The following is a 26193-nucleotide window of genomic DNA, read 5'->3' on the forward strand; positions in this document are numbered from 1 at the left end:
TCCTCGGCAAGCGCAGCCGCGCGGGGGTATCAGGCAAACAGGTCATGTGCCAGTTCCAGCGCTTCTATCAATGTATCGACCTCAGCCTTGGTGTTATATAGGCCAAAGGAGGCCCGGCAGGTCGCCGATAGGCCAAGATGTTCCATCAGCGGCCCGGCGCAGTGATGTCCGGCGCGCACCGCGACGCCCTTCTTGTCCAGAATGGTAGAAATATCATGCGCATGGGCGGCACCCTCTAGTGTGAAGCTAAAGATGGCAGCCTTATCAGCGGCTTGCCCCTGCACGTTCAGCCAGTTCAACCCGGTCAGCCGGGCCATGGCATAGTCACGCAGTGCAGCTTCATGGGCGGCAATGTTTTCCATCCCCAGATCCATCATATAGTCCAGCGCAACGCCCAACCCGATGGTCTGCACAATGCCGGGGGTGCCGGCTTCGAACATCATCGGTGGATCATTATAGATCACTTGGTTCTTGGACACCTCGCGGATCATATCGCCGCCGCCCATGAAGGGGCGCATTTCCGCCATCCGATCCGGATGCACATAGATGGCGCCCGACCCGGACGGACCATAAAGTTTATGCCCGGTGATCGCAAAGAAATCGCAACCAAGATCCTGCACATCCACCGGCATATGCACCGCGCTTTGTGATCCATCCACCAAGACGGGGACGCCCTTTTCATGGGCGGCAGATGTGATGGATTTCACATCAACAACCGTGCCTAGCACGTTCGAACATTGGGTAATTGCAATCAGCTTGGTCTTTGGGGTGATCGCATCAATCACCACCTGTGGATCCAGGCTGCCATCTGGCGCGGTATCAACCCATTTCAGCACCACCCCCTGACGTTCACGCAGGAAATGCCAGGGCACGATATTGGCGTGATGCTCCATCACTGACAGCAGGATTTCGTCGCCCGGCTGCAGCCGGGGCATCGCCCAGCCATAGGCCACCATATTGATGCCCTCAGTGGTGCCCGAGTTCAGGACAATACTGTCTTCACTGGCCGCATTCAGAAAGGTGGCAATCCGACCGCGCACCCCTTCGTATTTTTCGGTAGCCAGATTGGAAAGATAGTGTAACCCCCTGTGAACATTTGAATATTCATGTGAATACGCCTGATTGATTGCGTCAATCACCACCTGCGGTTTTTGCGCCGAAGCACCGTTATCCAGATAGGTCAGCGGTTTACCGTTCACCTGCCGGGACAGGATCGGAAAGTCGCTGCGGATTTTTTCTACATCATACATTTTCGGGCAACCCCAGAATGGCAGGGCCCAGCAGCCCGGCAAGAAAGATCATGGCAAAGAACAGCAGGATCGTCGCCATCAATATCACGGCAAAAGCATGCCAAAGAGAGGCAAACCCATGCGCTTCATTGACAAAGTTCAACAGCACAAAAAACATCGCAATGCCAACCACCAGAACGGCAACCATACCCAGCATCGGCGACAGTTGCAGCACCAGCAGGGCCAGCCCCAGTACCACCAGCTGCACCAGTTGATACCAGACCAAGAGCGCCAGGATCGGCATGAAACGCCCACTTCCGCCGATCATCCTACCGCCAAAAGTGACAAGCGCGGCAAAACCAAGACTGCGCAGCGCCGCCGTGAACAGCGACAGCCCGGAAATACCCGGCACCATTTGCACCCCGGCCAGCTCTGCCGAGGCGGGTAAAAGCATCGCCAGCACGCCAAAGAACAGCGCATTGAGGGTGATGGCAAGGAAGAGCCCGGTCCAGATCGCCTCATCCGGCCATTGCCGCAACAAAATGCTGCGCGCCGCCGTCCCGGGCGCCCGCAGGGTCAGCATCAAGAAAGACCAGACAAACCTCATGCCTGCACCTCTGGACGCACCCAATAGCCCTGATACATTCCCGAGATCACAAACCACAGGAAGGCCGAAAACCACAGCCCGCCAATCAGGTTCAGCTCTCCCCCCGGCCCGATCATACCAGCCACCAGACCATTCAGCAGCATCAGCGGGCTGGTGGCAAGGAAGCTCCAGAACAGGGCCAGACGCGCGGCATGGCTCTCGCCCTCACCGCGCAGAATACGAGCGATCCAGTGCAGGATCAGCGCCAGTGTATAGAGCGCCAGAGGAGCCACAAAAATGATGCCAAACAATGCGTTTGACAGCAACATTGTCTGTTCCTGCCCGGTTAGATGTGCCTCGCGCGCAAGGCTGGGCATACGCCCGATAAACATCAGCGCACAGCCCGCCATCAAAAACGCCAGCATACGGTCCTCACGCGGGCCCATAGCCAGGAGCCGCGCAAAAACGCGACGCGGCCCCCGATAGGTCGCCAGGATATCTCCGGTAACGGCCATTCAGCGACGCCGCGACAGCCAGCCTTCGAGCCGGGCAACAATGTCAGCGGCGATATCCGTGTCTTCGACTTCGCCAACTGCCTCGGCCAGAAAGGCCAGGGTCAAAAGATCGGTGGCATCGGCTGTCGGAATCCCGCGCGAGCGCAGGTAGAACAGTGCCTCTTCGTCGATTGCCCCAGTGGTGGAACCATGTGAACAGATCACGTCATCGGCGTAGATTTCCAGCTCTGGCTTGGCAAGGAACTGGCTGTCTCCATCCAGCAAGAGCGACTGGCTGATCTGGTAGCCATCGGTCTTTTGTGCGCCCTCCTTGACCAGGATTTTTCCCTGGAACACCCCGGTTGCCCCGTTGCGCAGCACCTTTTTGAAAACCTGGCGGCTCTCGCAGTTGACGGCATCATGGGTGATGAACACGGTGTCATCGTGGTGGAAATCGCCATCCCCGACGCAGGCACCAGCAATATGGGCGATGGCATCATCACCCAGCAGCTCGATCACCGATTCATTGCGGGTCAGCACGCCATTTACGGTGAGGGTGAAGCTCTTGAACACGGATTCCTTGCCCAGACGCGCAAACATATGGTTTGCAGCGCGGCGTTCATGGTCACGCCCCTGCGCTCGCACCAGATGCAACTTGCCGGTGTCGGCAATGTCGATCTCCAGGCAGCTGTTAAAGCGCGATGCGCCTGGGCCGTTTTCCAGCAGGGTTGCCTCGGCGCCCGCCTCGACCCGGACCAGATGGTGCACCATGGCATCGGACATCTCATCCGAATGCAGGTAAACCAGATTGATCGGCTTGCTTGGGGTGCCGGTCACGTGAATGGCAATGCCATCCGCCGCAAAGGCCGTATTCAGCGCAGCCAGAGGCCGTGCCACGGGGGCCTGGCCACGGGCTTCCAATACGCCATAAAGATCCTTGGCCCAGTGGATGTCCTGGCCGCAGACATCAGCGATCCGATCAATGGTAACGCCTTCCAGGCTCAGATCATCAGAAGCATCTGCATCATAGACGCCGTCGACAAAAACGATCTTCAAGCGATCGAAATCATCAAACATTGGCGCCTCGTCCGAGACAAAGACAGAGGCCTTGGTTACGTCAGTTTCCGTCAGCGTGTCGGGACGGGTGAATTTCCAGTATTCATCCCGTCGTCCCGGCAGCCCGAGGGTTTGCACCCGCGCCAGGGCCGCCTGACGGGCCGCCGCCAGGCAGCCGCCTGCGGGCAGGCGCAGCGCGGCCAGCCGTGCCTCGGTGGCACCTTGTTTCACATCAGCAAGACCCATTTCAGGACACCTCCGCCAGGATATCGGTGTAGCCGTTGTTTTCGACTTCCAGCGCCAGCTCGGGGCCACCGGTTTTCACGATTTTACCGTCGGCAAGAATGTGTACGACATCGGGTTTGATATGATCCAGCAGGCGCTGATAGTGGGTGATAACCAGGAAGCCACGGCCCTCGTCGCGCAGGGCATTCACCCCCTCGGCCACCAGTTTCATTGCATCCACATCCAGGCCGGAATCGGTTTCATCCAGGATGCACATCTTGGGTTCGAGCATGGCCATCTGCAGGATTTCATTGCGCTTTTTCTCACCGCCAGAGAAGCCAACATTGACCGGACGCTTGAGCATATCAGCATCAATCTTCAGATCCTTGGCCTTGGCGCGGATGGTTTTCAGGAACTCTGCCGCCGAGAGCTCTTCTTCACCACGCGCTTTGCGCTGTGCATTCACTGCAGTGCGCAGGAAGGTCATGTTGCCGACACCGGGAATTTCAACCGGGTATTGGAAGGCCAGAAACACCCCAAGCGCCGCGCGCTCTTCGGGTTCCAGTTCCAGCAGATCCTGGCCCGCCAGGGTGGCGCTACCCTCGGTGACCTCATAGCCATCGCGGCCCGACAGCACATAAGACAGCGTCGACTTACCAGAGCCATTGGGCCCCATGATCGCATGCACCTTGCCTGCCTCAACAGTCAGGTCCAGACCTTTCAGGATCTGCTTGTCCTCATCTTCAAGTTTGACGTGCAGGTTTTTGATTTCGAGCATTTTTTCCTCGTCTCTTTTCTTGGGGCCGCGCCGGTTCAGGCACTGCCAATGTGTTGTGGTGCGTGCAAGCACGCAGGAAAACTGTGGCGCAGATCCGCCTGGGCGCGACGGATGCCCGCAGCGTAGGACAGATCTGCCGGTTGTTGGGTTGCCCGCGCATGATCCGGGATCTGGTCCCAGGACAGCGGGGAAATCAGCACCCGCCCGATAGAGGCGGCGTAGTCATAGTATTTCAGGTGCCCCTGATCGCCGGGTGACACCCAGGTCGAGGGCACGCCGTAGGCATCCGCCGTGATCAGCCCATGCAGCGAAGCGGCGTAGACATGACCACAGGCACTAATCTGGCGACAGACGCTCTGTGCATCCTGGCGCGGATCAATCAGCACCATGTCATCGCTGCCCGTGACCTGGGCCAGGCGCTGTGCTTCCTCCATCTGGCTGTGATGCGGCACCAGGCCAAAGGCATGGGTTCTGCTGGGGGCGGCGGGGTAAACATCGCCCACCAAAAGGCCGGGATCGCCAAAGCGGTCGGTTTTGATCCCCAGTAAGGCCGCCGTTATAGGACCGCGCAGCAAGGCAATGTTTACATTGGATAAAAAATCCAACGATGACACCGCGTGCAACAGGCCACTGCCCCAGATCCAGGGCTTTTGCCGATCAGGATCGAGTTCGGAAAACTTGCGCCTGGCGATCTGCAGGATTGACCCAATGGCATAAAGATCTGCCTGGCCTGGACCTGCATGCACCACATCACGGCCGCACAAATGCGCCACCACGCTGGCAGAAAGCGCGTCGCCAAAATTTGGCACCGCCTTCCACCAGAACAGCCCAAGGGCCGCGTTATGGGATGCCGCAAGCGCCATCTTCAGCCGATCACCACTGCGGTGCCACTGGCCGAAACCATCAACATGGAATCTGCGATGACCTCGTAATCAAGATCAACACCCACCACCGCATTGGCACCCTTTTCACGGGCGCGCTCTTCCAGCTCTGCCAGCGCGGTCTCGCGCGCGTCCTGCAGTTTGCTTTCATAGGCGCCAGAGCGCCCACCGACGATATCGGTGACCGATGCAAAGAAATCGCGCACCACATTGGCGCCCATGATGGCCTCGCCCACGACGATACCCTTGTAGTCGGCGATCTGATAGCCTTCGACGGACGGTGTGGTTGTCACGATCATGTTTCTGCCTCCTTGCGGTGATGCCCAGGGGCCTGCCATTACCCGACAGACCCTTCCAGCGAGATGGCGACCAGTTGCTGGGCTTCCATGGCGAATTCCATCGGCAGGGCCTGTAGCACATCCTTGCAGAAACCATTGACCACCAGGGCCACCGCTTCTTCCTCGTCCATGCCGCGCTGACGGCAGTAGAACAGCTGGTCATCGTCCACCTTGGAGGTTGTCGCCTCATGCTCTACCCGAGATGAGTTATTCTTCACCTCGATATAGGGCACCGTGTGTGCACCGCATTTGTCGCCGATCAACAAGCTGTCGCACTGGGTGTAGTTGCGCGAGTTCTTGGCCTTGGGGTGCATTGACACCAGCCCGCGATAGGTGTTCTGCGCCTTGCCGGCAGAGATACCCTTGGACACGATGCGCGACTTGGTGTTCTTGCCCAGATGCACCATCTTGGTGCCGGTATCGGCCTGCTGCATGTTGTTGGCGATGGCGATCGAGTAGAATTCGCCCTGGCTTTCATTGCCGCGCAGGATGCAGGAGGGGTATTTCCAGGTCACGGCAGAGCCGGTTTCAACCTGGGTCCACATGACCTTGGCGCGATCACCGCGGCAGTCGGCGCGTTTGGTGACAAAGTTATAGATACCGCCCTTGCCGTTTTCATCACCGGGATACCAGTTCTGCACGGTGGAATACTTCACCTCGGCGTCTTCCTCGACGATGATTTCAACCACAGCGGCGTGCAGCTGGGCGATGTCACGGGCCGGGGCGGTACAGCCTTCCAGGTAGCTGACATACGACCCCTTGTCAGCGATGATCAGGGTGCGTTCGAACTGGCCGGTGTTTTCCGCGTTGATACGGAAATAGGTGCTCAGCTCCATCGGGCAGCGCACGCCCGGCGGGATGTAGACAAAGGAGCCATCCGAGAACACGGCCGAATTCAACGTCGCATAGAAGTTATCCGAGACCGGAACCACGGTGCCGAGGTATTTTTTCACCAGTTCGGGGTGTTCTTTGATTGCTTCGGAGATCGAGCAGAAAATCACGCCAGCTTTCTTCAGCTCAGCCTGGAAGGTGGTGCCGACGGAAACGGAATCAAACACCGCGTCCACCGCAACCTTACGGCCTTCGGCGGGGGCATCTTCAGCCCCCTCGACACCAGCAAGAATCATCTGTTCTTTCAAAGGGATGCCAAGCTTCTTGTAGGTTTCCAGCAGCTTGGGGTCGACCTCATCCAGGGATTTTGGCTTCACTTCCATCGATTTCGGACGGGCGTAATAATACTGGTCCTGGAAATCGATTTCCGGGTAGTCCACCATCGCCCAGGTTGGCTCTTCCTTCTGCAGCCAGCGATCATAGGCCTCCAGCCGCCAGTTAAGCATCCACTCTGGCTCTTCGTTCTTTTCCGAGATCAGGCGAACGATATCAGTGGTCAGCCCTTTTGGGGCGTATTCCATCTCGATCTCTGTTGCCCAGCCGTATTTATAAGTGCTGACTTCGTTCACCGCATCCACGGTTTCCTGGTCAACGCCTTCCTTGACTTGGGTCTGGTCCAAAGCGGCCATGATTTTCTCCTACACTCACGCCACGCGGGCGCGATGTTTCTTGTGTTTCTGGAGCCACGCATCAGCAAAGCGCAGCACCTCTTCTTTTGTTGTTGTCGGCCCGAGTGAGACGCGCACGGCGCCCTGGGCGATCTCTTGGTCAAATCCCATCGCGCGCAACACCGCACTGGCGCGCACCTTGCCACTGGAACAGGCAGAACCGGCACTGATGGCAAAGCCCGCAAGGTCCATCTGCATGACCTGGGTTTCCCCCTTCCAGCCGGGAACGGCAAAGCAAGAGGTATTGGGCAGGCGCGCACTGTCTTTGCCAATACAGGTAAGCTCTGGAGCGCCAGCCACAAGGGCCTGTTCCATCAGGTCGCGCAGCTCCGCCACGCGTTCCCAGGTGCCATCAGCCAATTGCCGGGCTGCGGCTTCGGCAGCTGCGCCAAAACCTGCAATCCCGATGGTGTTTTCGGTGCCCGAGCGGCGGCCCATTTCCTGACCTCCACCGCGAATTTGCGCAGCAAGATCGGTACCACGCGGCATCACCACGGCGCCAACGCCCTTTGGCCCCCCAAGCTTATGGGCAGAGATCAGTGCCATCTGAACCCCCATCCAATTAAAGGCGATTGGCAGCTTTCCAAAGCCCTGGGTCATGTCGCTCACCGCGAGGCCCTGCGGCAGATCCTGCACAACGCCGGTTTCGGAATTGGCAAGCTGCAGGGTAGAATCCTGCGCCGCATCTGGCACCACATGCCCCGAAGGCAAAGTCGACAATTCTTCGACTGTCCAAGCCCTTACAGCGTCATGCTCAATCGCGGCTGAGCGCAATTTCCGCCCCGCCAGCGCCAGAGAGGCCCCTTCGGTAGAGCCGGAAGTAAAGACAATATCGGCACCATCCGCCCCAAAGGCCGCCGCAATCTGCGCCCGCGCACGTTCCACCACGGCCTTGGCGCTGCGCCCTTCAGCATGTACCGAAGATGGATTGCCGCAATGCTCCATCGCCGCAATCATGGCGGCGCGTGCATCCGGGTGCAGCGGGGTCGTTGCGTTATGATCCAGGTAAACCCGTGTCATAGAAACATCTTTTCTTGTTCCAAAAGGGTGGGGAATTGCGGCAATCCCATTGTGCTATTCCGCGTCTACGACAGAAAACAATCCAGGAACCGCAGGACAGGGGGCAAGATCATTCTGAATGACATCCGACAGCCTGGTCTGGTGCAGGAAGACATAGACATGGGCGCTGAGGCTTTGCCACAAACGGTTGGACAGCGATTGCGCCCGGCTGCCGCTGGTCCCACCCGATGCCCCTGCCCCTATGTGCATCGCATCAACCGTTTCATCCACCGCGCTCAAGATATCTACGACGCGAATTTCCGAGGCCGGACGTGCCAGACGATAGCCGCCGCCGGGGCCGCGTACCGATGTCACCAGCTCAGCCCGGCGCAGTTTCACGAAAAGCTGTTCCAGATAGGGCAGCGATACATTCTGACGCTTGGAAATATCCCCAAGCACCACCAAAGCATCGCCCGGTTGCAGCGCGATATCTGCCAACGCGACCATGGCATAGCGGCCTTTGGTAGAAAGCTTCATCTTTCCATCTCTCCAAACATCGGTTCCGACGCGAAAACATTGACCTTTTCCGCCTGAGTGCGTATCTCAGCGTCACGGTGCAATGCAATGGCCTGCGCCAGCAATTAGAATTGTTCTAAGATGACTGATGGAATTCGTCAAGTATTCCTGAACAGCATCTGCAGAAAATGAGAGTAGGATTAACCCACCCATGCCTGAGGTCATTTTCCCCGGACCCGAAGGCCGCCTGGAAGGCCGCTATCACCCGCAAAAAGAAAAAGACGCGCCTATCGCCATCGTTCTGCATCCGCACCCCCAGTTTGGCGGCACCATGAACAATAAGGTCGTCTACAATCTGCACTACGCTTTTTACAACATGGGATTCACCGTTTTACGGTTTAATTTCCGTGGTGTAGGTCGTTCGCAAGGCGAATATGATCAGGGCATCGGAGAGCTGTCAGACGCGGCATCTGCGCTGGATTACCTGCAATCGATGAACAACAATTCCAAGCATTGCTGGGTTGCCGGGTTCTCCTTTGGGGCCTGGATCGGGATGCAGCTGTTGATGCGCCGCCCCGAAATCACCGGCTTTATCTCGGTGGCACCGCCCGCCAACATGTATGATTTCTCCTTCCTGGCGCCCTGCCCCTCCTCCGGGTTGATCATCAACGGCAGCGCCGACCGCGTGGCACCGCCTGCGGATACGGTCAACCTGGTGAGCAAACTGCATGAGCAAAAAGGCATTACCGTCACCCATACAGAGGTGGAGGGCGCTGATCACTTCTTCCAGGGCGAACACATGGATACATTGATGGGTCACACCACCGATTATGTGAAACGCCGCCTGACCGAGAATTCGCGCTGATGAGCACGATCGAAAAGCTGGGCGAAAAACTGGCGATCGATACGCTCAAGGTACAGGATGCGATCGGTGAAGATCGCTTCTATATGGAGGTTGCCCAGGTTCTTGGGGCAGCCTCTCAATCCTTGGAAGAAGCCTTCTTGACAGAAATCCGCGTCCGCCTTGCCGAACGCAAGGCCCGTGATTTCATCAGCGCCAAACTGGCGCAGGTTCAAAGCGCGCTGGAAGAGAAAGCCCGCCAATGAGCGATCGTCTGCGGGCGCAGTTTTCCTTTCTGCTCGAAGCAGACAGGCTGCGCGGGATTGAGCGTCAGAACCTGATCCTCGATTGCTCTCGCCGGGAAAATTCCGCCGAACACAGCTGGCACCTGGCGCTATACGCGCTTGTTCTGGCACCCTTTGCCGGGCCGCAGGTGACGGTGTCGCGGGTCATTCAAATGCTATTGCTGCATGACCTGGTTGAAATCGACGCAGGCGATCACCCTATTGGGGACGAGGTCGACTGGCAGGCCGTGGCCACAGCCGAAGCCAAGGCCGCAGAGCGGTTGTTTGGTCTGCTTCCCGCAGATCAAGGCAGGGCGCTGCACGCGCTTTGGCACGAATTTGAACAGGCCAAGAGCCCGGATGCAAAATTCGCCAAGCGTCTGGATCATTGCCAGCCAATTTTTCAAACCCTTTATGGCAGCAATCCGCTGCCAGATCATGTTGAAGTGGTACGGGGTAACCTGTTTGGCGGGCGCGCCGCTGCACTTGAACAAGGCTTTCCAGAAGCCTATTTTCACGCGCTTTCCTTGTTGGGACACGAAAACGATAATGACACCAGCGCACTGTGTGCGCGCCTGCCCTTCCTCAACGCGGCGGAGGGGCTGAAATCCGTTTCGCGCGCCACCCGTATTGGCGATGGCAGCCGGGTCGAAAATTCGGCAGAGCACAGCTGGCATGTCATGCTCTATGGCTGGATCCTGGGCGAACACGCTTTGGGTGACATTGATATACCTCGTGTTATCAATATGTTGCTGCTTCATGATATCGTAGAAGTTGATGCGGGCGACACCCCTATTCACGGCGCACAAAGCGCCGAGGCCCAGGCTGCACAGGCAGCCCGCGAAGAGGTGGCGGCGGATCGGTTATTTGGGCTATTGCCCGCCGCACAGGCCAAGGATTTTCGCTCCCTCTGGGACGAATTCGAAGCTGCCACAACGGATGATGCGCTTTTTGGCAAGGCCATCGACCGGGTGCAGCCGGTGCTGCTCAACCTGTTGAATGGTGGCGGCAGCTGGATTGATTATGATGTCAGCCTGACGCAGGTTGACAGCAGAGTCGGTGCCAAGGTCCGCCGCGGTGCCCCTGTTGTCTGGGATCATGTACGCGAAGAAATCCGGCCTTGGTTTGAAATGATGGAACGTATATAGGGCCTTATCGCTAAAATCTGACCTTTGGGTCAAAATGCCATTTCCAGACGATAGCAAGAATACCCCCTTGGCGTTGCCAAGGCAGAGCGCCGAGCGCGGGTCAAAAGCAGATGCCTCACCCAAAGGGGCTTACCGAACAAGGAACCCGGAATGCCCCTTCATTACATTTACCTGATCGTCGCGGTGATTGCTGAAACCATCGGAACAACCGCGCTGCAGGCCAGCCACCAGTTTACACGCCTTGGGCCGTCACTGTTGGTGCTGATTGCCTATGGGTTTTCCTTTTTCATGCTGGGTCAAACCCTGAAATTCATGCCCGTGGGATTGGTCTATGCCATCTGGGCCGGGCTTGGCATCGTGCTGATTGCGCTGATCGGATTGGTGATGTTTGGCCAACGTCTGGATCTGCCCGCGCTGATTGGCATCGGCTTGATCCTTGCCGGGGTTCTGGTCATCCACCTGTTTTCGACCTCGGCCGGTCATTAGCCATAGCGACCGGCGATGAATTGGATTTTTTCCGCCTGATAGCGGCAGGAATGTTGCCGCTTTAACGTTACGACGCCCATGAGACGTATTTCTGCTGGCCTTTGGCGCGGGTTCGGGCTATGCGCGGCGCAACTTCCTTACAAAGGCTGACGTCATGGACATGCGCAACATTGCGATCATTGCTCACGTGGACCACGGTAAAACGACCCTGGTTGATGAGCTTCTGAAACAATCCGGCGCCTTCCGCGAAAACCAGGCTGTGGCAGAACGTGCCATGGACAGCAACGACCTGGAGCGCGAGCGGGGCATTACCATCTTTGCCAAACCCACCTCGGTGGAATGGAACGGCACGCGGATCAACATCGTTGATACCCCCGGCCACGCCGATTTTGGCGGCGAGGTTGAACGGATCCTGTCGATGGTCGACGGTGTTGTGCTGCTGGTGGATGCCGCCGAAGGCCCGATGCCACAGACCAAGTTTGTGACCTCCAAGGCGCTGGCCCTGGGCCTGCGCCCCATCGTGGTGCTGAACAAGGTCGACAAGCCCGACGCTGAGCCTGATCGCGCCCTGGACGAATGTTTTGATCTCTTTGCATCCCTGGATGCGACCGAGGATCAGCTGGATTTCCCGCATATGTATGCCTCTGGCCGGAACGGCTGGGCCGATGCTGAACTTGACGGTCCCCGCAAGGATCTGCACGCGCTGTACAATCTGATCGTCAACCACGTGCCCGAGCCAAAGCAGATCAAACGCCAGGGCGAAGATTTCCGTATGCTGGCCACCACCCTGGGATCTGATCCCTTTGTTGGCCGCCTGCTGACCGGCCGTGTCGAAAGCGGCACCCTGAAAGTGGGCGCAACCGTGCAGGCCCTGTCGCGCATCGGCCAAAAGATCGAACAGTTCCGCGTTACGCGCATCCAGGCCTTTCGCGGCCTGGCAGAGCAGGACATCGAAGAGGCACAGGCCGGCGACATCGTGTCTCTGGCGGGCATGACCAAGGCCACCGTGGCCGATACCATCTGTGCCCTCGCCGTGGACGAGGCGCTGGACGCCCAGCCGATCGATCCCCCCACCATCACCGTGACCTTTGGCATCAACGACAGCCCGCTCGCTGGTCGTGACGGCAAAAAGGTTCAGTCGCGGGTGATCCGTGACCGCCTGATGAAAGAGGCCGAAGGCAATGTCGCGATCAAGATCACCGACACTCCCGGCGGTGACGCCTTTGAAGTTGCCGGCCGTGGCGAACTTCAGATGGGTGTTCTGATCGAAAACATGCGCCGCGAAGGCTTTGAGCTGTCAATCTCACGTCCGCAAGTTCTGATGAAAGAAGTCGACGGCGTCCGCATGGAGCCGATCGAAGAAGCCACCATCGACGTTGATGACGAATACTCCGGTGCGGTAATCGAAAAGATCACTGGCGCCCGCAAAGGTGAGCTGGTCGAGATGCGCCCTGCAGGCGCTGGCAAGACCCGCATCATCGCGCATGTGCCCTCGCGTGGGCTCATTGGGTATCACGGCGAATTCCTGACCGACACGCGCGGTACGGGCGTTCTGAACCGCGTGTTCCACGGCTGGGCACCGCACAAAGGCTCTATTCCCGGGCGGCGCGCAGGCGTTCTCTTGTCGATGGAAAGCGGTCAGTCCGTGGCCTATGCGCTTTGGAACCTGGAAGATCGTGGCAAGATGTTCATCGGCGCGCAGGTGGATATCTACACCGGCATGATCATTGGCGAGCACTCGCGCGAAAACGATCTGGAAGTGAACCCGCTGAAGGGGAAGAAGCTGACCAACGTTCGCGCCTCTGGCACTGACGAAGCGGTACGCCTGACAACGCCGATCACCCTGTCGCTGGAAGAGGCAATCGCCTATATCAATGACGATGAACTGGTAGAAGTCACGCCAAATTCGATCCGTCTGCGCAAGCGCTATCTTGACCCGCATGAGCGCAAGCGGATGGCACGCGAAAACGGCTAAATCCGTTTTCAGGTCATCACACTGAACAAAGGGCGCTTTCGGGCGCCCTTTTGCTTTTGCTCAATGTGCTATCCAGCATAGGTACAAAAAAGGGCACCCGGTTTGGATGCCCTGTTGTTCTAGTTCTCGAAATATATTGCCTTCAGGCCGAGGTTTCCACCACCATCAATTCGCGCTCTGACGCATCGCGTGCGTGGCTCAGGGCCTCTTGGTATTCCGGGCTGTGGTAGCAGTCGACCGCCGCCTCGACACTGGGAAAGGTGGCAACCACGTTGCGCGGGCGTTCTTTGCCTTCCAGCTGAACAAACCGGCCGCCACGGGCGATGAATTCGCCACCGGCCTTGGCGATGGCAGGACCGGCCAGTTTGGCGTATTTGCCATAGGCCTCTTCATCAGTGACGGTGACATGTGCAATCCAAAGTGCGGGCATGGGGGATCCTCCGGTATCGTGCCTGGCTTTTGCGCAGCATAGGCCATTGCCACCAGAGGTCGATGATTTTTTTGACCATCCGGTCCAAATCGGATCCGGGACAGAAAAAACGCCCGCCAGTCGAACGACGGCGGGCGCTTTTGTTCTGTCGCTCAGGGCAATCAGCCTGCCAGGAAGGCCTCTGCTGCGGCGATTGCTGCCTCAGCGCCAGAGAAATCCTTGCCACCGCCCTGCGCCATATCAGGACGGCCACCGCCGCCCTTGCCGCCAACCGCAGGCACAGCAGCGCGCAGCACCTCAACCGCCGAAACCTCGGCTGTCAGGTCATCGGTGACCCCTGCCGCAACAGCAACCTTGCCGTCCTCTTCCGCGATCAGCAGGATCACACCAGAGCCGATGTTTTGCTTATGCGCATCAATCAACCCGCGCAGATCCTTGCCAGATACCCCCTGCAGCGCCTGCGCCAGGAAGGCCTTGCCGCCGATCTCTTTGGTCTCGGCACCACCACTGGCGCCACCACCCATGGCAACCTGCTGTTTCAGGTTGGAAATCTCATTCTGCAGGGACTTGCGTTCCTCCATCATGGCCTTCAGGCGATCCATCACATCCGCAGGCTGCGCCTTGAGGGCAGAGGAGATTTCCGCCATCTGGCTTGCGGCACCTTCCAGATGGGCAATGGCTGCCGCCCCAGTCAGAGCCTCGATCCGCCGCACCCCAGCCGAAGAGGCACTGTCACCCAAGATGACAAAGGTGCCGATATCGCCGGTCTGGCGCACATGCGTACCGCCACAGAGTTCGATCGAATAGGTTTCGCCGTCCTGGCCCTTGCCTGTCGCCGCGCGCCCCATCGAGACAACCCGGACTTCATCGCCGTATTTCTCGCCGAACAGCGCCTGAGCACCAAGCGCGCGGGCGTCATCCGGGGTCATGATCCGGGTTTCAACCGGGGTGTTCTGGCGAATGTAGCGATTCACATCGGCCGAGACCTGGCTCAACTCTGCCGGGCTCAGGGCTTTGGTATGGCTAAAGTCAAACCGCAGGCGATCATCCGCATTCAAGGATCCACGCTGGGCCACATGTTCGCCAAGCGCCTCGCGCAACGCCTCGTGCAGCAGATGCGTGGCCGAGTGATTGGCACGAATAGAGGCGCGTCGGCCGTGGTCTACGATCAACTGTGCAGGCGCGCCAGCCGTGACCAGCCCCTCGGTGACCTCACCCATATGAATGAACACGCCAGCGGATTTTTTGGTATCGCTGATGCGGATCGTGCCGCCTTCGACGCGAACCTCGCCGCTGTCGCCGATCTGGCCACCGGATTCGGCATAAAATGGTGTCTGGTTCAGAACCAGTTCAATCTTATCGCCCTGGCCTGCCTCTTTGACCTCGCCGCCCTCTTTGACCAGAGCCAGAATCTGGCCCTCGGCGCTTTCGGTTTCATAGCCCAGGAATTCCGTGGCACCATGTTTGTCTGCGATGTCAAACCAGATGGTGCTATCGGCACTTTCACCTGAACCCGCCCAGGCGGCACGCGCCTTGGCTTTCTGCTCCGCCATGGCGGCATCAAAGCCATCGGTATCGACCTCGCGGCCCTGTTCCCGCAGGGCATCCTGGGTCAGATCAAGCGGGAAGCCAAAGGTGTCATAAAGTTTGAACGCAGCCGCGCCAGGCAGAGGCGCACCTTCCTGCAAAGAGGAAACCTCATCGTCCAGCAGCTTCAAGCCGCGGTCCAGCGTTTGTTTGAAGCGTGTTTCTTCCAGTTTCAATGTCTCTTCGATCATTGATTGTGCCTGGCCCAGCTCTGGGTAGGCCGCACCCATCTGCTGCACCAATGCGGGCACCAGACGGTGCATCACCGGATCTTTCGCCCCCAACAGATGCGCATGGCGCATGGCACGGCGCATGATCCGGCGCAGCACATAGCCGCGCCCATCATTCGAAGGCATCACGCCATCGGCCAGCAGGAAGGAGGTAGAGCGCAGGTGATCCGCAATCACCCGGTGATGCACGTTCTGATCACCGTAGGGATCGGAACTTGTGACATCCGCCGACGCTTCGATCAGGGATTTGAACAGATCGGTATCATAGTTGTCATGGCTACCCTGCAACAAGGCGCCAATGCGTTCCAGCCCCATACCGGTGTCGATCGACTGCATGTCCAGTGGCACCATGGTGCCGTCTTCGAACCTCTCGTTCTGCATGAAGACCACATTCCAGATCTCGATAAAGCGATCGCCGTCTTCCTCGGCAGAGCCGGGAGGGCCGCCCCAGATGTGATCGCCGTGATCGTAGAAAATCTCGGTGCAGGGACCACAGGGACCTGTGGGGCCCATCTGCCAGAAGTTATCGGCAGTATCGATACGGATGATCCGGTCCTCGGGGACGCCCAGCTTTTTCCAAATCGCAAAGGCTTCGTCATCAGTGTGGTAGACCGTGGTCAGCAAGCGGTTTTTGTCGATGCCAAATTCTTTGGTTACCAGCTCCCAGGCGAAGGTAATCGCCTCTTCCTTGAAATAGTCGCCGAAAGAGAAGTTCCCGAGCATTTCAAAGAAGGTATGGTGACGCGCCGTGTAGCCGACATTGTCAAGGTCGTTGTGTTTGCCGCCGGCACGCACGCATTTCTGCGCCGTGGTCGCGCGCTTGTAATCGCGGCTTTCAACCCCGGTAAACAGGTTCTTGAATTGCACCATGCCCGAGTTGACAAACATCAAGGTCGGGTCGTTGCGCGGCACCAGCGGGCTTGAGTCGACCACTTCGTGGCCCTGCTTGGCAAAATAGTTCAAAAAGGTAGAGCGGATATCGTTCAGCGTCGCCATGGAAGGGATCCCTTTGCGGGCAGAGTTCAAGGTTGGAACGAGGTTTATCCCCCCAACCCCCCCCTGTCCACCGCCTGCATCCCGGCATCTTATGCAAAAAGGGCGCAGCCGTAGCCGCGCCCCCGTAAAAGATCAATTTGATCAAAAACCCCGTGGCTTAACCTTCCAGGATATCATCCTCATCGCCAGCATCGGGGCGGTTGAAATCCAGCCCATGCGCGGCGCGGATCTTATCTTCGATGTCATAAGATATGGCCGAATGGTCGCGCAGGAATTGCTTGGCGTTTTCACGCCCCTGGCCGATACGTTCATCCCCGTAGGAAAACCAGGACCCTGACTTGTTCACCACGCCCGCCGCAACACCAAGATCCAGCAGCTCACCCATCTTGGAGATACCTTCGCCATACATGATGTCGAACTCGACCTGCTTGAAGGGAGGGGCCACCTTGTTCTTAACCACTTTGACACGGGTGGCGTTGCCGACGATTTCGTCACGATCCTTGACCGCGCCAATGCGGCGAATATCCAGACGCACAGAGGAATAGAACTTCAGCGCGTTACCGCCGGTTGTGGTTTCGGGCGAGCCGAACATAACGCCGATTTTCATCCGAATTTGGTTGATGAAGATCACCATGCATTTGGAGCGGCTGATAGAGCCAGTCAACTTACGCATGGCCTGGCTCATCAAGCGGGCCTGCACACCGACGCTGGAATCGCCCATATCGCCTTCGAGTTCCGATTTGGGCGTCAGCGCCGCAACGGAATCGACAATCACCATATTCACAGCGCCAGAGCGCACCAGCGTGTCGGTGATTTCCAGCGCCTGCTCGCCCGTGTCAGGCTGCGAGATCAGCAGCTCATCCAGATCGACGCCCAGCTTGGCCGCATATTGCGGATCAAGCGCGTGTTCCGCATCCACAAAGGCCACAACGCCGCCATTGCGCTGCTGTTCTGCGGCGCAATGCAGGGTCAGCGTGGTTTTCCCTGAACTTTCCGGCCCGTAAATTTCAATGATGCGCCCCATCGGCAAACCGCCAATGCCCAGTGCAATATCCAGCCCGAGCGACCCGGTCGAGCTCGCCTCGATTTCCTGAATGGCGCCGTCGCTCATCTTCATGATGGAGCCCTTGCCAAATTGCCGCTCGATCTGTGCAAGCGCGCTGTCGAGCGCCTTTTGCTTGTCACCGCTTACTTTGTTTTTCATGGTCAACAGATCCGCCATAGTCCCTTGTCCCCTTCTATGTGTCATAGAGCTGCGCTTGCGGCAATCACTGCTTTGTTCGCCTCTTGTTCTTTATGGGACCAAAAAGAGAACAAAGCAAACACAAACTTAACCTATCCAGCCAAACAGCGGGATGCTAAACAGGGCAGCAATGGTTTAAGCAACTTATTTTACAGGGTTTGACGATAGAAATGCTGGTATTTTATGACGCACGACTGGTTTTGCTTTCGGTGCCAAAAACCGGAACATCTGCCTACCAAGAAGCGCTGCAAACCCGCGCAGATCTGGCCATTACTAACCCACCGGAGCTAAAGCATGCGCCGCTCTACCGCTATAACCGATGGATTCGGCCCATGTTCGCGCGAGTCTGCAACGCGGAGCTGGACGTGGCAGCGGTGATGCGCGAACCCGTCAGCTGGCTTGGCAGCTGGTATCGCTTTCGCCAGCGCCCCTTTCTGGATGGCAAGACCACCTCTACCCGCGGGCTGAGCTTTGATGATTTTGTGCGCGATTATTGCAAGGGGCAGCAGCCTGAACATGCCAACGTTGGCAGCCAGGCAAAGTTTCTGGAGGCGCAGAAAAACGGCTGCCGGGTGACGCATTTGTTCCGTTACGAAGATCAACCCCGCCTGCAACAGTTCCTGCAGGATCGGCTGGGGGTCGAATTGACGCTGCAACAGCGCAATGTCAGCCCTGAGATGGATCTGACCCTAAGCCCTGAAATCAACGCCCTGTATCGGCGCAAAAAACCGGACGAATTTGCGCTCTACGACAGCATCATCTGATCGCAGGACCGGGCCGGTTCTGCGGCCCGCTTGTCCTGGTCTCACTGGAATTGCGCATGCACCGTTTCGGTCAACTGGTTCAGCGAGAAGGGTTTTGGCAGGAATACCGAATTGGGGACTGCCTCGTCGGATTCGCCAAAGGCACCCTCGGCATAGCCCGAGACAAAGACAACACGGGTGTCGGGCCGGGTTTTGCGCGCCTCGCGGACCCAAGTCGGCCCATCCATCCCCGGCATCACAACATCGGTAACAAAGACATCCACCTCAAGGCTGGGGTCTTCCAGGGTGCGCAGCGCATCTTCTGCCGATTCCGCCTCTAGCACGGTATAACCACGCATCCGCAGCGCCCGCGAGGCAAAGGCCCGTACGGGGGCTTCGTCTTCCACCAGCAAGACCACGCCTTCACCGTGCTGCGGTGCCGCAACCGCCTTGGGCACCTCGACGGCGACCTCCTCTGCCTCGGCCCCGCCGTCAATCTCCTGCCCTTCCTGATAGACTGGAAAGAACAGGGTGAACTGCGTGCCCTTATCAAGAACGGAGTCCACAAAGATATAGCCGCCGGTCTGTTTGACGATGCCGTAGGCCGTAGACAGGCCCAGACCTGTGCCTTCGCCGGTGCGTTTGGTGGTGTAAAAAGGCTCAAAGACTTTTTGCAGCTTATCCGATGAAATACCGACACCTTCATCGCTGACCTTGACCGTGACCCAATTGCCTTCGGGCACAGTAACACGGTTTCTGGTCAGCGGCTTATCCAGGGTCACCGCCTCTGTGCGGACGCGAATTTCACCACCATTGGGCATTGCGTCACGGGCATTCACCACCAGGTTCATCAAGACCTGTTCCAATTGCCGCTTATCCGCCCGGATAGAGCGCATCACCGGATCATGGCTAAGCGTCAGCGTGACCTTTTCCCCCACCAGACGGTTCAACAAATGGGTCAGATCCGCCAGGGTATCGCGCACATCCAGAATCTCTGGCAGCAGCGTTTGCTTGCGCGAAAAGGCCAGTAGCTGGCTTACCAGTGACGCGGCGCGGTTGGCGTTTTCGTGGATCTGGATCAAATCGCCGTAGTCCTGATCACCCTGATCATGACGCAGCAGAAGTAGATCACAATGCCCTGAAATCGCAGTCAAAAGGTTGTTGAAATCATGCGCAACACCGCCAGCAAGCTGGCCAATCGCCTGCATTTTCTGGCTCTGTACAAACTGGGCTTCCAGGGTTTTCAGCTCTGTCGCGTCATTCAGCACAGCAATCAGAATGGTTTTGCCGTCTTCTACCGCCCGGGTCAGCGTCACCTGAACAAAGACCTCTTTGTCAGGCCGCGACAGGCGCAGGAATTCCGACTTGTTAGAGGCCAGACCCGCCGCCGTATCATGCAGCCAGTCGGTCATCGGCCGCCCCAGCCCTTCCATCAACTGGGCCAATTTCAGCGTCTCACGCCCATCGACGCCCAACATGGACATCGCCATCTTGTTCAGCGACAGCACATCGCCATTCGGCGCCACTTTGATAAAGGGCACTGGCATATGTTCAAAGCTGGACTGCTGGCTCTTCAGTTCAGCGCTGTCGACCTCCATCAGAAACAGCTCGCTGCGGCCCTGGGTGCGGTTCAACTCGGTGACCAGCACCTCTACGGGGCCACCTTTTGTCGTGATAGTGTTGATCTCACCACTGCTGACCGGCAGCGACAAGAACAGCCGGTCAGTGGATTTCACCCGCTCACCCACCAATTTGCGCGCTGCCTCGTTCATGAACAGGACAGCCCCGGTGCGCCCAACGGTAATCATTGGGATCGGAACCACCTCTGACCCGCGTCCGCTGGGGCGTTCAGCGACATCTTCGACACGCCACAAAAAGTTGCCGCCCTGCATCTGATGGACCGCAAGCCGCACATGGCCCCGGCGCGTTACGATGTCCTCGCGCGCCGCCCCTTCAAACCGCGCCCGGCTTTGCAGCCGGAACAAGACCGCCGACGGATTGGCCAGCACAGAGCGCAGCGCCCCGGCAAGGGTGTCGCCATGATTGTCCTTAAAACGGTTCTGGGCCGCGTGATTGCAGGCATGAATACTGCCGTCATCATCGGTGACAAAACTGGGGGTTGCATCTTTTTCGATAAACCCGGTCAGCAGCTCCACCGCCATGGCGCGGGCATTCATCCGCAACCGCGCCTGAACAAGCATCAGCAAAGCAACCGCCAGCAGCGTCAGGCCAACAGCAGTCAAGCCGCGCATGATCCAATCGGGCCAAGTAAAAAACATCGGCGCCACCAGCAGAACAGAGGACAGCGCCAGGGTCGCACCAAGGCGCAGATGTTCCGGATGAAATATTCTGAGGGCGGGCACGGATGAGTTTTGGCGACCGGGCATCTCGGCTCCATCTTCTGGACTGTTCAACGCAATAACGCCGCTAAAGCCTTAAAACCACGTTAAGAGTGATGTAGCTTTCGTGCCGATTTACCTAACAACCTGCAGGAAGCCGCGTCAACACAGAGACAAAAAACCCATCAGTGCCATCCTGCACCTGCCAGGCGGCTTGCACCTGCAGTGACCAGCCTTCGACCTCGGCCAGAAATGCTTGAACTTGTTCAGAATTTTCCTCGTCCAACATCGAGCAGGTCGCATAGGCAAGCGTGCCTTCCGCGCTGACAAGCCTGGCCGCGTCGCGCAAAATTTGACGCTGCGCATACCGAATTTCATCAAGCTGCGCACGGGTAAGGCGCCATTTACCTTCTGGGGCCCGCCGCCAGGATCCTGAACCAGAACAGGGCACATCACAAAGCACCAGATCAAAGGGGGCCTGCTTTGGCAGCTCTTCATCGGACAGGCAGGTCACATCCACCCCCCCCCGCTGCGCCCGCAACGGCAGGTCAGTCATCCGGCTGGGATTGGCATCATGGGCATAGAGGTCCAGCTTGGCCCGCGCCGCCATGGCCAGGCTCTTGCCGCCGCCACCTGCACAGTAGTCGAGCACCCGCATGCCATCCTTCAGCGGCAGTTGATCGACAACCGCCTGGCTGGCGGCATCCTGCAGTTCGACCAGACCATCGGCAAAACAGGTGCTGTTGCGGATTTTACGCGCCCCAGTGGTCACATCCAGCGCGGTTTCACTGGCGGGATGTGGCGCGCAGATGATCCCCTCTTCCGCCAGCGCTTCGATTGCATTGGCACGATTGCCGCGCAGCAGATTGACCCGCAGATGCACTGGGGCTCGCGTTTGCAACGCTGTTGCGGCAGCCTCGGCCTGATCCCCCAAGCTGCTGCTGAAGGATGGCCAGACCCAGTCCGGTATATCCAGCCGCTCTGCCGCAGAAGCAAAGTCACGCGGCGCAGTCAGTTCTGCATCTTCCAACGGGCTGGGGCCGTAGCCCTGTCCACTGAACACGGCTTCCGGCGCGCTGCCCTCGGCGCGCAGCGCCCCCAGAGTGAGGCCGCGGCCGGTTTCCGCACCGCCAAGCACCGCAAAGGAGCGGCGGCAACGCAGGGCTGAAAACACGTAATCCCGCACCGCCGCGCGGTCCTTGGACCCTGCATAGCGATTGCGCCGCCCCCAGGTCGTCAGCGCCTTTTCTGCCGCTTCACCTTCCAGGATCAGATCAAGGATTTCGATGGCCGCCTGATGACGGGCTGCCGGGGTCATGCCACGGCTCCAAAGCTACAAGAGGTCATCGTCATCCTTTCAACTGATTTACCCGATACGGTAATTCGGGCTTTCGCGCGTAATCTGAACGTCATGCACGTGGCTTTCTTTCAGGCCGGCACCGGTGATCCGCACAAAGGAGCAATCCTTGCGCATGGCTTCGACCGTGGCGCTGCCAGTATAGCCCATGGCGGCCCGCAGCCCGCCAACCAATTGGTGAACCACCGCATTGGCGCTGCCTTTATAGGGCACCTGCCCTTCGATACCTTCCGGCACCAATTTGTCGCTGGCGGCATCCTTTTGGAAATAGCGATCCGCAGAGCCCCGCGCCATTGCCCCCAAAGATCCCATGCCACGGTAGGATTTGAACGACCGCCCCTGATAGAGGATGACCTCACCGGGGGATTCATCCGTACCCGCAATCATCGACCCCACCATGGCGCAAGACGCACCAGCAGCAATCGCCTTGGCAAAATCGCCAGAGAACTTGATACCACCATCGGCAATTACCGGCGTATCTCCGGCGGCGGCAGCGCAGTCCATGACGGCGGTCAGCTGCGGTACGCCAACACCGGCGACCATGCGGGTGGTACAGATAGAGCCAGGCCCGATCCCGACCTTGATGGCATCGGCACCCGCGCCAATCAGGGCTTTGGTTGCCTCCCCAGTGGCGACATTGCCAGCAATGACCTGCACATTGGGGTATTGCGCCTTGATACGTTTCACCGCGTCAAGCACCCCGGCGGAATGGCCATGGGCGGTATCGACGACAACAATATCAACACCAGCATCAATCAGCGCTTCGGAGCGGGCAAAACCGCTATCCCCAACCGAGCTGGCAGCCGCAACCCGCAGGCGACCCAGTTCATCCTTGCAGGCGGTCGGGTTCAACACAGCCTGTTCGGTGTCTTTCAGCGTCAACAACCCGGTAAGCTTTCCCTCGCCATCGGTGACCAGCAGCTTTTCGATACGGCGCGCCCGCATCATCGACTTGGCTTCGTCCAGATCGGCCGGTTCCTGCAGCATCGCCAGATTGTCGGATGTCATCATCACCGACACCGGCGTCGCATCATCATTGGCAAAGCGCATATCGCGGTTGGTCACGATGCCGACCACTCGACCGTTCTCATCCACCACGGGGAAACCGGTCACCCGGTAGCGTTCTTGCAGCGCCTTGGCATCTGCCAGCGTCTGATTGGCCAAAAGGGTGATGGGGTTGTAAACGATTCCGCTCTCGAAACGCTTGACCCGGCGCACCTGCATCGCCTGTTCTTCGGTATCGAGGTTCTTATGAATAACCCCCATGCCGCCCGCCTGCGCCATGGCAATGGCCATGCGAGCTTCAGTCACCGTGTCCATCGCCGAGCTCATCAGCGGAATATTTAGATCAATTGTCCGCGTTACGCGCGTCCGCGTATCAGCAGTGCTGGGCAGGACGTCGGACGCGCCTGGAACCAGTAGAACATCATCAAAGGTGAGTGCCTCACGAATCTGCATTTGCAACCCCTATGCAAAACCCCGTTTGACGGTGACCCTATTGCACAGTCCCCCCGGATAGAAAAGACCCCACCGAAAATTCCTGCGCTGCAGCAATGAAATGCTCGCCTGCCACCGCCCCGGCTGACTGCGGCGCAGTGAGCAAAGCCATGGCATCCACCAAGGCACCGGGCTAGGGGCCGCGCCCGGCGAGGTACTGGCGGCGGGCAGAGCAGAAAAAGACGCGGCTGAACCAAATTGTGGCGTTCCGCGACTTTTGATTGCAACAGCTTGCGCCTATGGTCTGATCAGAAATTTCGAATTCACAGGGTGCCCTACATGAGCAGCGATCCTCTCGTCATCTTTACCCCATCTGGCAAGCGCGGACATTTTCCTGTTGGCACACCGGTTCTAACCGCTGCCCGTCAGCTTGGCGTTGATCTGGATTCGGTCTGCGGCGGCCGGGGCATTTGCTCCAAATGCCAGATCACCCCGTCTTATGGTGAATTCTCCAAACACGGCGTGAGTGTTGCCGATGATGCCCTGACCGAATGGAACAAGGTTGAACAACGCTATAAGGACAAACGCGGACTGATCGACGGTCGGCGCCTTGGTTGCCAGGCGCAGGTGCAGGGCGATGTGGTGATCGACGTCCCCCCCGAAAGCCAGGTGCATCGTCAGGTGGTACGCAAACGGGCCGAAGCCCGCGACATCATCATGAGCCCCTCGACCCGGCTGTTTTATGTCGAGGTGGAAGAACCCGACATGCACAATCCCTCGGGCGATATGGAACGGCTGATCGCAGCGCTTGCCGAACAGTGGCAACTGCAAAACGTGCAAAGCGACCTGCATATTCTGCAGTGCCTGCAACCAACCCTGCGCAAGGGCAACTGGAAGGTCACCGTTGCAGTCCATCTGGGCGATGAGACCCAGCCGCCAAAGATCATGCATATCTGGCCCGGCTACTATGAGGGCACGCTCTATGGTCTTGCGGTTGATCTTGGCTCCACCACCATCGCGGCGCATCTGTGCGATCTGAAATCGGGCGAGGTCATTGCCTCGTCCGGCATCATGAACCCGCAGATCCGCTTTGGCGAAGATCTGATGAGCCGGGTGTCCTATGGGATGATGAACAAAGGCGGCGATCAGGAAATGACCCGCGCGGTGCGCGAAGGCATGAATGCCCTGTTCACCCAGATCGCCAGCGAAGCCGAGATCGACCAGAGCCTTATCGTTGATGCGGTCTTTGTCTGTAATCCCGTGATGCACCACCTGTTTCTGGGGATCGACCCGTTTGAACTGGGACAGGCGCCCTTTGCGCTTGCCAGCTCTGATGCGCTCTCGCTGCGCGCGGTAGATCTGGACCTGAACATTCACCCCGCCGCCCGCGTCTATCTGCTGCCCTGTATCGCGGGCCATGTTGGCGCCGATGCCGCAGCCGTGGCGCTGTCCGAGGCACCCGACAAATCAGAAGATCTGGTGCTGGTGGTTGATGTAGGCACAAATGCTGAAATCCTGCTGGGCGACAAGACCAGGGTGCTGGCCTGTTCTTCCCCCACCGGCCCCGCCTTTGAGGGCGCGCAGATTTCCAGCGGCCAACGGGCTGCCCCCGGTGCCATTGAACGGCTTGAAATAAACCCGGAAACAAAAGAGCCCCGCTTTCGGGTCATCGGCTCTGACATCTGGTCCGACGAAGACGGGTTCGAGGCAGCCATCGCCACTACCGGCATCACCGGCATCTGTGGCTCGGGCATTATCGAGGCCATCGCCGAGATGCGTCTGGCCGGGGTGCTGGATGCCTCCGGCCTGATCGGATCGGCCGAGCAAACCGGAACGCAGCGGTGCATCGTCGATGGGCGCACCAATGCCTATCTGGTCTGGGACGGATCCGCCGACGGTGGCCCCAAGATCACCATCACCAACCCCGATATTCGCGCCATCCAGATGGCCAAGGCGGCGCTCTATTCGGGGGCGCGCCTGTTGATGGATAAACTTGGTGTCGAAACTGTCGATCGCGTGGTGCTGGCCGGTGCCTTCGGCGCGCATATCTCGGCCAAGCACGCCATGGTCCTGGGCATGATCCCCGACTGCCCGCTAGACAAGGTCACCAGCGCGGGCAATGCTGCGGGCACTGGCGCGCGCATTGCCCTGCTCAACACCGATGCGCGGCGTGAAATCGAAGAAACCGTGCGCCGCATCGAAAAAATCGAAACCGCCGTCGAGCCGCGCTTCCAGGAGCATTTTGTCAATGCCTCGGCGATTCCCAATTCCGCCGAGCCTTTTCCGATTCTGTCGACGGTGGTCACCCTGCCGGAGGTGAATTTCAACACTGGTGGTGGCGATGGGGCAACTGGCGGCCGTCGACGTCGCCGCCGCGGTTAATCCGGAACAACCGCACACAAGACGGTGATGACATGCGGGGCCGAACCAATTCAC

Annotated in this window: 23 protein-coding genes; 7 read left to right on the top strand and 16 right to left on the bottom strand. The window is 58.5% G+C overall.

What is annotated here, in order from left to right:
• Positions 1 to 29 precede the first annotated feature (29 nt).
• Genes ACN0VH_RS02465 through iscR form a run of 10 tightly spaced genes read right to left on the bottom strand, consistent with a single transcriptional unit; the run spans position 30 to position 8682 of the window.
• A complete protein-coding gene (locus ACN0VH_RS02465) occupies positions 30 to 1250 on the bottom strand; it encodes a cysteine desulfurase (protein WP_417699386.1) in 1221 nt (406 codons plus the stop codon).
• Positions 1243 to 1836, bottom strand: a complete 594-nt coding sequence (locus ACN0VH_RS02470; RefSeq protein WP_417699388.1) for a YIP1 family protein — start codon at positions 1834 to 1836, stop codon at positions 1243 to 1245. The genes ACN0VH_RS02465 and ACN0VH_RS02470 overlap by 8 nt, the downstream gene beginning before the upstream one ends.
• Positions 1833 to 2330, bottom strand: a complete 498-nt coding sequence (locus ACN0VH_RS02475; protein ID WP_417699389.1) for a Yip1 family protein — start codon at positions 2328 to 2330, stop codon at positions 1833 to 1835. The genes ACN0VH_RS02470 and ACN0VH_RS02475 overlap by 4 nt, the downstream gene beginning before the upstream one ends.
• Positions 2331 to 3611 carry a SufB/SufD family protein gene (locus tag ACN0VH_RS02480; protein WP_278921687.1) on the bottom strand — a complete coding sequence of 427 codons (1281 nt, stop codon included), beginning with the start codon at positions 3609 to 3611 and terminating at the stop codon, positions 2331 to 2333. It abuts the gene before it with no gap.
• Position 3612: 1 nt separating this feature from the next.
• Positions 3613 to 4368, bottom strand: coding sequence for a Fe-S cluster assembly ATPase SufC (sufC, locus tag ACN0VH_RS02485; protein ID WP_278921688.1), 756 nt, complete (start codon positions 4366 to 4368; stop codon positions 3613 to 3615).
• 35 nt (positions 4369 to 4403) lie between these two features.
• The gene (locus ACN0VH_RS02490; RefSeq protein ID WP_417699391.1) at positions 4404 to 5231 is read right to left on the bottom strand and encodes a polysaccharide pyruvyl transferase family protein; all 828 of its coding nucleotides are present in this window, start codon (positions 5229 to 5231) and stop codon (positions 4404 to 4406) included.
• A 2-nt stretch (positions 5232 to 5233) separates the two neighbouring features.
• Entirely contained in the window at positions 5234 to 5548 is a 315-nt protein-coding gene (locus ACN0VH_RS02495; protein ID WP_278921690.1) for a YbjQ family protein, read from the bottom strand.
• A 38-nt stretch (positions 5549 to 5586) separates the two neighbouring features.
• Positions 5587 to 7107, bottom strand: a complete 1521-nt coding sequence (gene sufB, locus ACN0VH_RS02500) for a Fe-S cluster assembly protein SufB (RefSeq protein ID WP_278921691.1) — start codon at positions 7105 to 7107, stop codon at positions 5587 to 5589.
• A gap of 15 nt (positions 7108 to 7122) precedes the next feature.
• Positions 7123 to 8166: a cysteine desulfurase family protein gene (locus tag ACN0VH_RS02505; RefSeq protein ID WP_278921692.1), complete on the bottom strand. Its 1044-nt coding sequence runs from the start codon at positions 8164 to 8166 to the stop codon at positions 7123 to 7125.
• A gap of 54 nt (positions 8167 to 8220) precedes the next feature.
• Positions 8221 to 8682, bottom strand: coding sequence for a Fe-S cluster assembly transcriptional regulator IscR (gene iscR, locus ACN0VH_RS02510; protein WP_417699394.1), 462 nt, complete (start codon positions 8680 to 8682; stop codon positions 8221 to 8223).
• Positions 8683 to 8872: 190 nt separating this feature from the next.
• On the opposite strand from iscR, the gene ACN0VH_RS02515 reads away from it, so the two are divergent.
• From ACN0VH_RS02515 to typA, 5 genes are all read left to right on the top strand, one after another.
• Positions 8873 to 9526 carry an alpha/beta hydrolase gene (locus ACN0VH_RS02515; protein WP_232405645.1) on the top strand — a complete coding sequence of 218 codons (654 nt, stop codon included), beginning with the start codon at positions 8873 to 8875 and terminating at the stop codon, positions 9524 to 9526.
• Positions 9526 to 9768 (top strand): hypothetical protein, encoded by a 243-nt coding sequence (locus tag ACN0VH_RS02520; RefSeq protein ID WP_417699396.1) that lies wholly within the window; start codon positions 9526 to 9528, stop codon positions 9766 to 9768. Before ACN0VH_RS02515 ends, ACN0VH_RS02520 begins: the two co-directional genes overlap by 1 nt.
• Complete coding sequence (locus ACN0VH_RS02525) at positions 9765 to 10934, top strand: HD domain-containing protein (RefSeq protein ID WP_278921695.1); 1170 nt, start codon at positions 9765 to 9767, stop codon at positions 10932 to 10934. The genes ACN0VH_RS02520 and ACN0VH_RS02525 overlap by 4 nt, the downstream gene beginning before the upstream one ends.
• Positions 10935 to 11084: 150 nt before the next feature.
• On the top strand, positions 11085 to 11420 hold the full coding sequence (locus ACN0VH_RS02530) for an SMR family transporter (RefSeq protein WP_278921696.1): 336 nt from the start codon (positions 11085 to 11087) through the stop codon (positions 11418 to 11420).
• 154 nt (positions 11421 to 11574) lie between these two features.
• Positions 11575 to 13395, top strand: coding sequence for a translational GTPase TypA (typA, locus tag ACN0VH_RS02535; protein ID WP_278921697.1), 1821 nt, complete (start codon positions 11575 to 11577; stop codon positions 13393 to 13395).
• A 142-nt stretch (positions 13396 to 13537) separates the two neighbouring features.
• On the opposite strand, the gene ACN0VH_RS02540 is transcribed toward typA, so the two are convergent.
• From ACN0VH_RS02540 to recA, 3 genes are all read right to left on the bottom strand, one after another.
• Positions 13538 to 13825 (bottom strand): DUF1330 domain-containing protein, encoded by a 288-nt coding sequence (locus ACN0VH_RS02540; protein WP_232405651.1) that lies wholly within the window; start codon positions 13823 to 13825, stop codon positions 13538 to 13540.
• Between the two features lie 161 nt (positions 13826 to 13986).
• On the bottom strand, positions 13987 to 16638 hold the full coding sequence (alaS, locus tag ACN0VH_RS02545; protein ID WP_417699399.1) for an alanine--tRNA ligase: 2652 nt from the start codon (positions 16636 to 16638) through the stop codon (positions 13987 to 13989).
• A 157-nt stretch (positions 16639 to 16795) separates the two neighbouring features.
• The gene (gene recA, locus ACN0VH_RS02550; RefSeq protein ID WP_278921699.1) at positions 16796 to 17860 is read right to left on the bottom strand and encodes a recombinase RecA; all 1065 of its coding nucleotides are present in this window, start codon (positions 17858 to 17860) and stop codon (positions 16796 to 16798) included.
• Between the two features lie 191 nt (positions 17861 to 18051).
• Between recA and ACN0VH_RS02555 the strand changes: the two genes are divergently transcribed.
• Entirely contained in the window at positions 18052 to 18645 is a 594-nt protein-coding gene (locus ACN0VH_RS02555; protein ID WP_278921700.1) for a gamma-glutamyl kinase, read from the top strand.
• Positions 18646 to 18686: 41 nt separating this feature from the next.
• On the opposite strand, the gene ACN0VH_RS02560 is transcribed toward ACN0VH_RS02555, so the two are convergent.
• From ACN0VH_RS02560 to guaB, 3 genes are all read right to left on the bottom strand, one after another.
• Positions 18687 to 21011, bottom strand: a complete 2325-nt coding sequence (locus ACN0VH_RS02560) for a hybrid sensor histidine kinase/response regulator (RefSeq protein ID WP_278921701.1) — start codon at positions 21009 to 21011, stop codon at positions 18687 to 18689.
• A gap of 91 nt (positions 21012 to 21102) precedes the next feature.
• Positions 21103 to 22281 (bottom strand): RsmB/NOP family class I SAM-dependent RNA methyltransferase, encoded by a 1179-nt coding sequence (locus ACN0VH_RS02565; protein ID WP_278921702.1) that lies wholly within the window; start codon positions 22279 to 22281, stop codon positions 21103 to 21105.
• A gap of 48 nt (positions 22282 to 22329) precedes the next feature.
• Positions 22330 to 23778 (bottom strand): IMP dehydrogenase, encoded by a 1449-nt coding sequence (gene guaB, locus ACN0VH_RS02570; RefSeq protein ID WP_278921703.1) that lies wholly within the window; start codon positions 23776 to 23778, stop codon positions 22330 to 22332.
• 318 nt (positions 23779 to 24096) lie between these two features.
• Between guaB and ACN0VH_RS02575 the strand changes: the two genes are divergently transcribed.
• Positions 24097 to 26139, top strand: a complete 2043-nt coding sequence (locus ACN0VH_RS02575; RefSeq protein ID WP_278921704.1) for an ASKHA domain-containing protein — start codon at positions 24097 to 24099, stop codon at positions 26137 to 26139.
• Positions 26140 to 26193: the final 54 nt, after the last annotated feature.

Source organism: Pseudophaeobacter sp., from assembly GCF_048267565.1.
GTDB classification, from domain to species: Bacteria; Pseudomonadota; Alphaproteobacteria; order Rhodobacterales; family Rhodobacteraceae; genus Pseudophaeobacter; species Pseudophaeobacter profundi.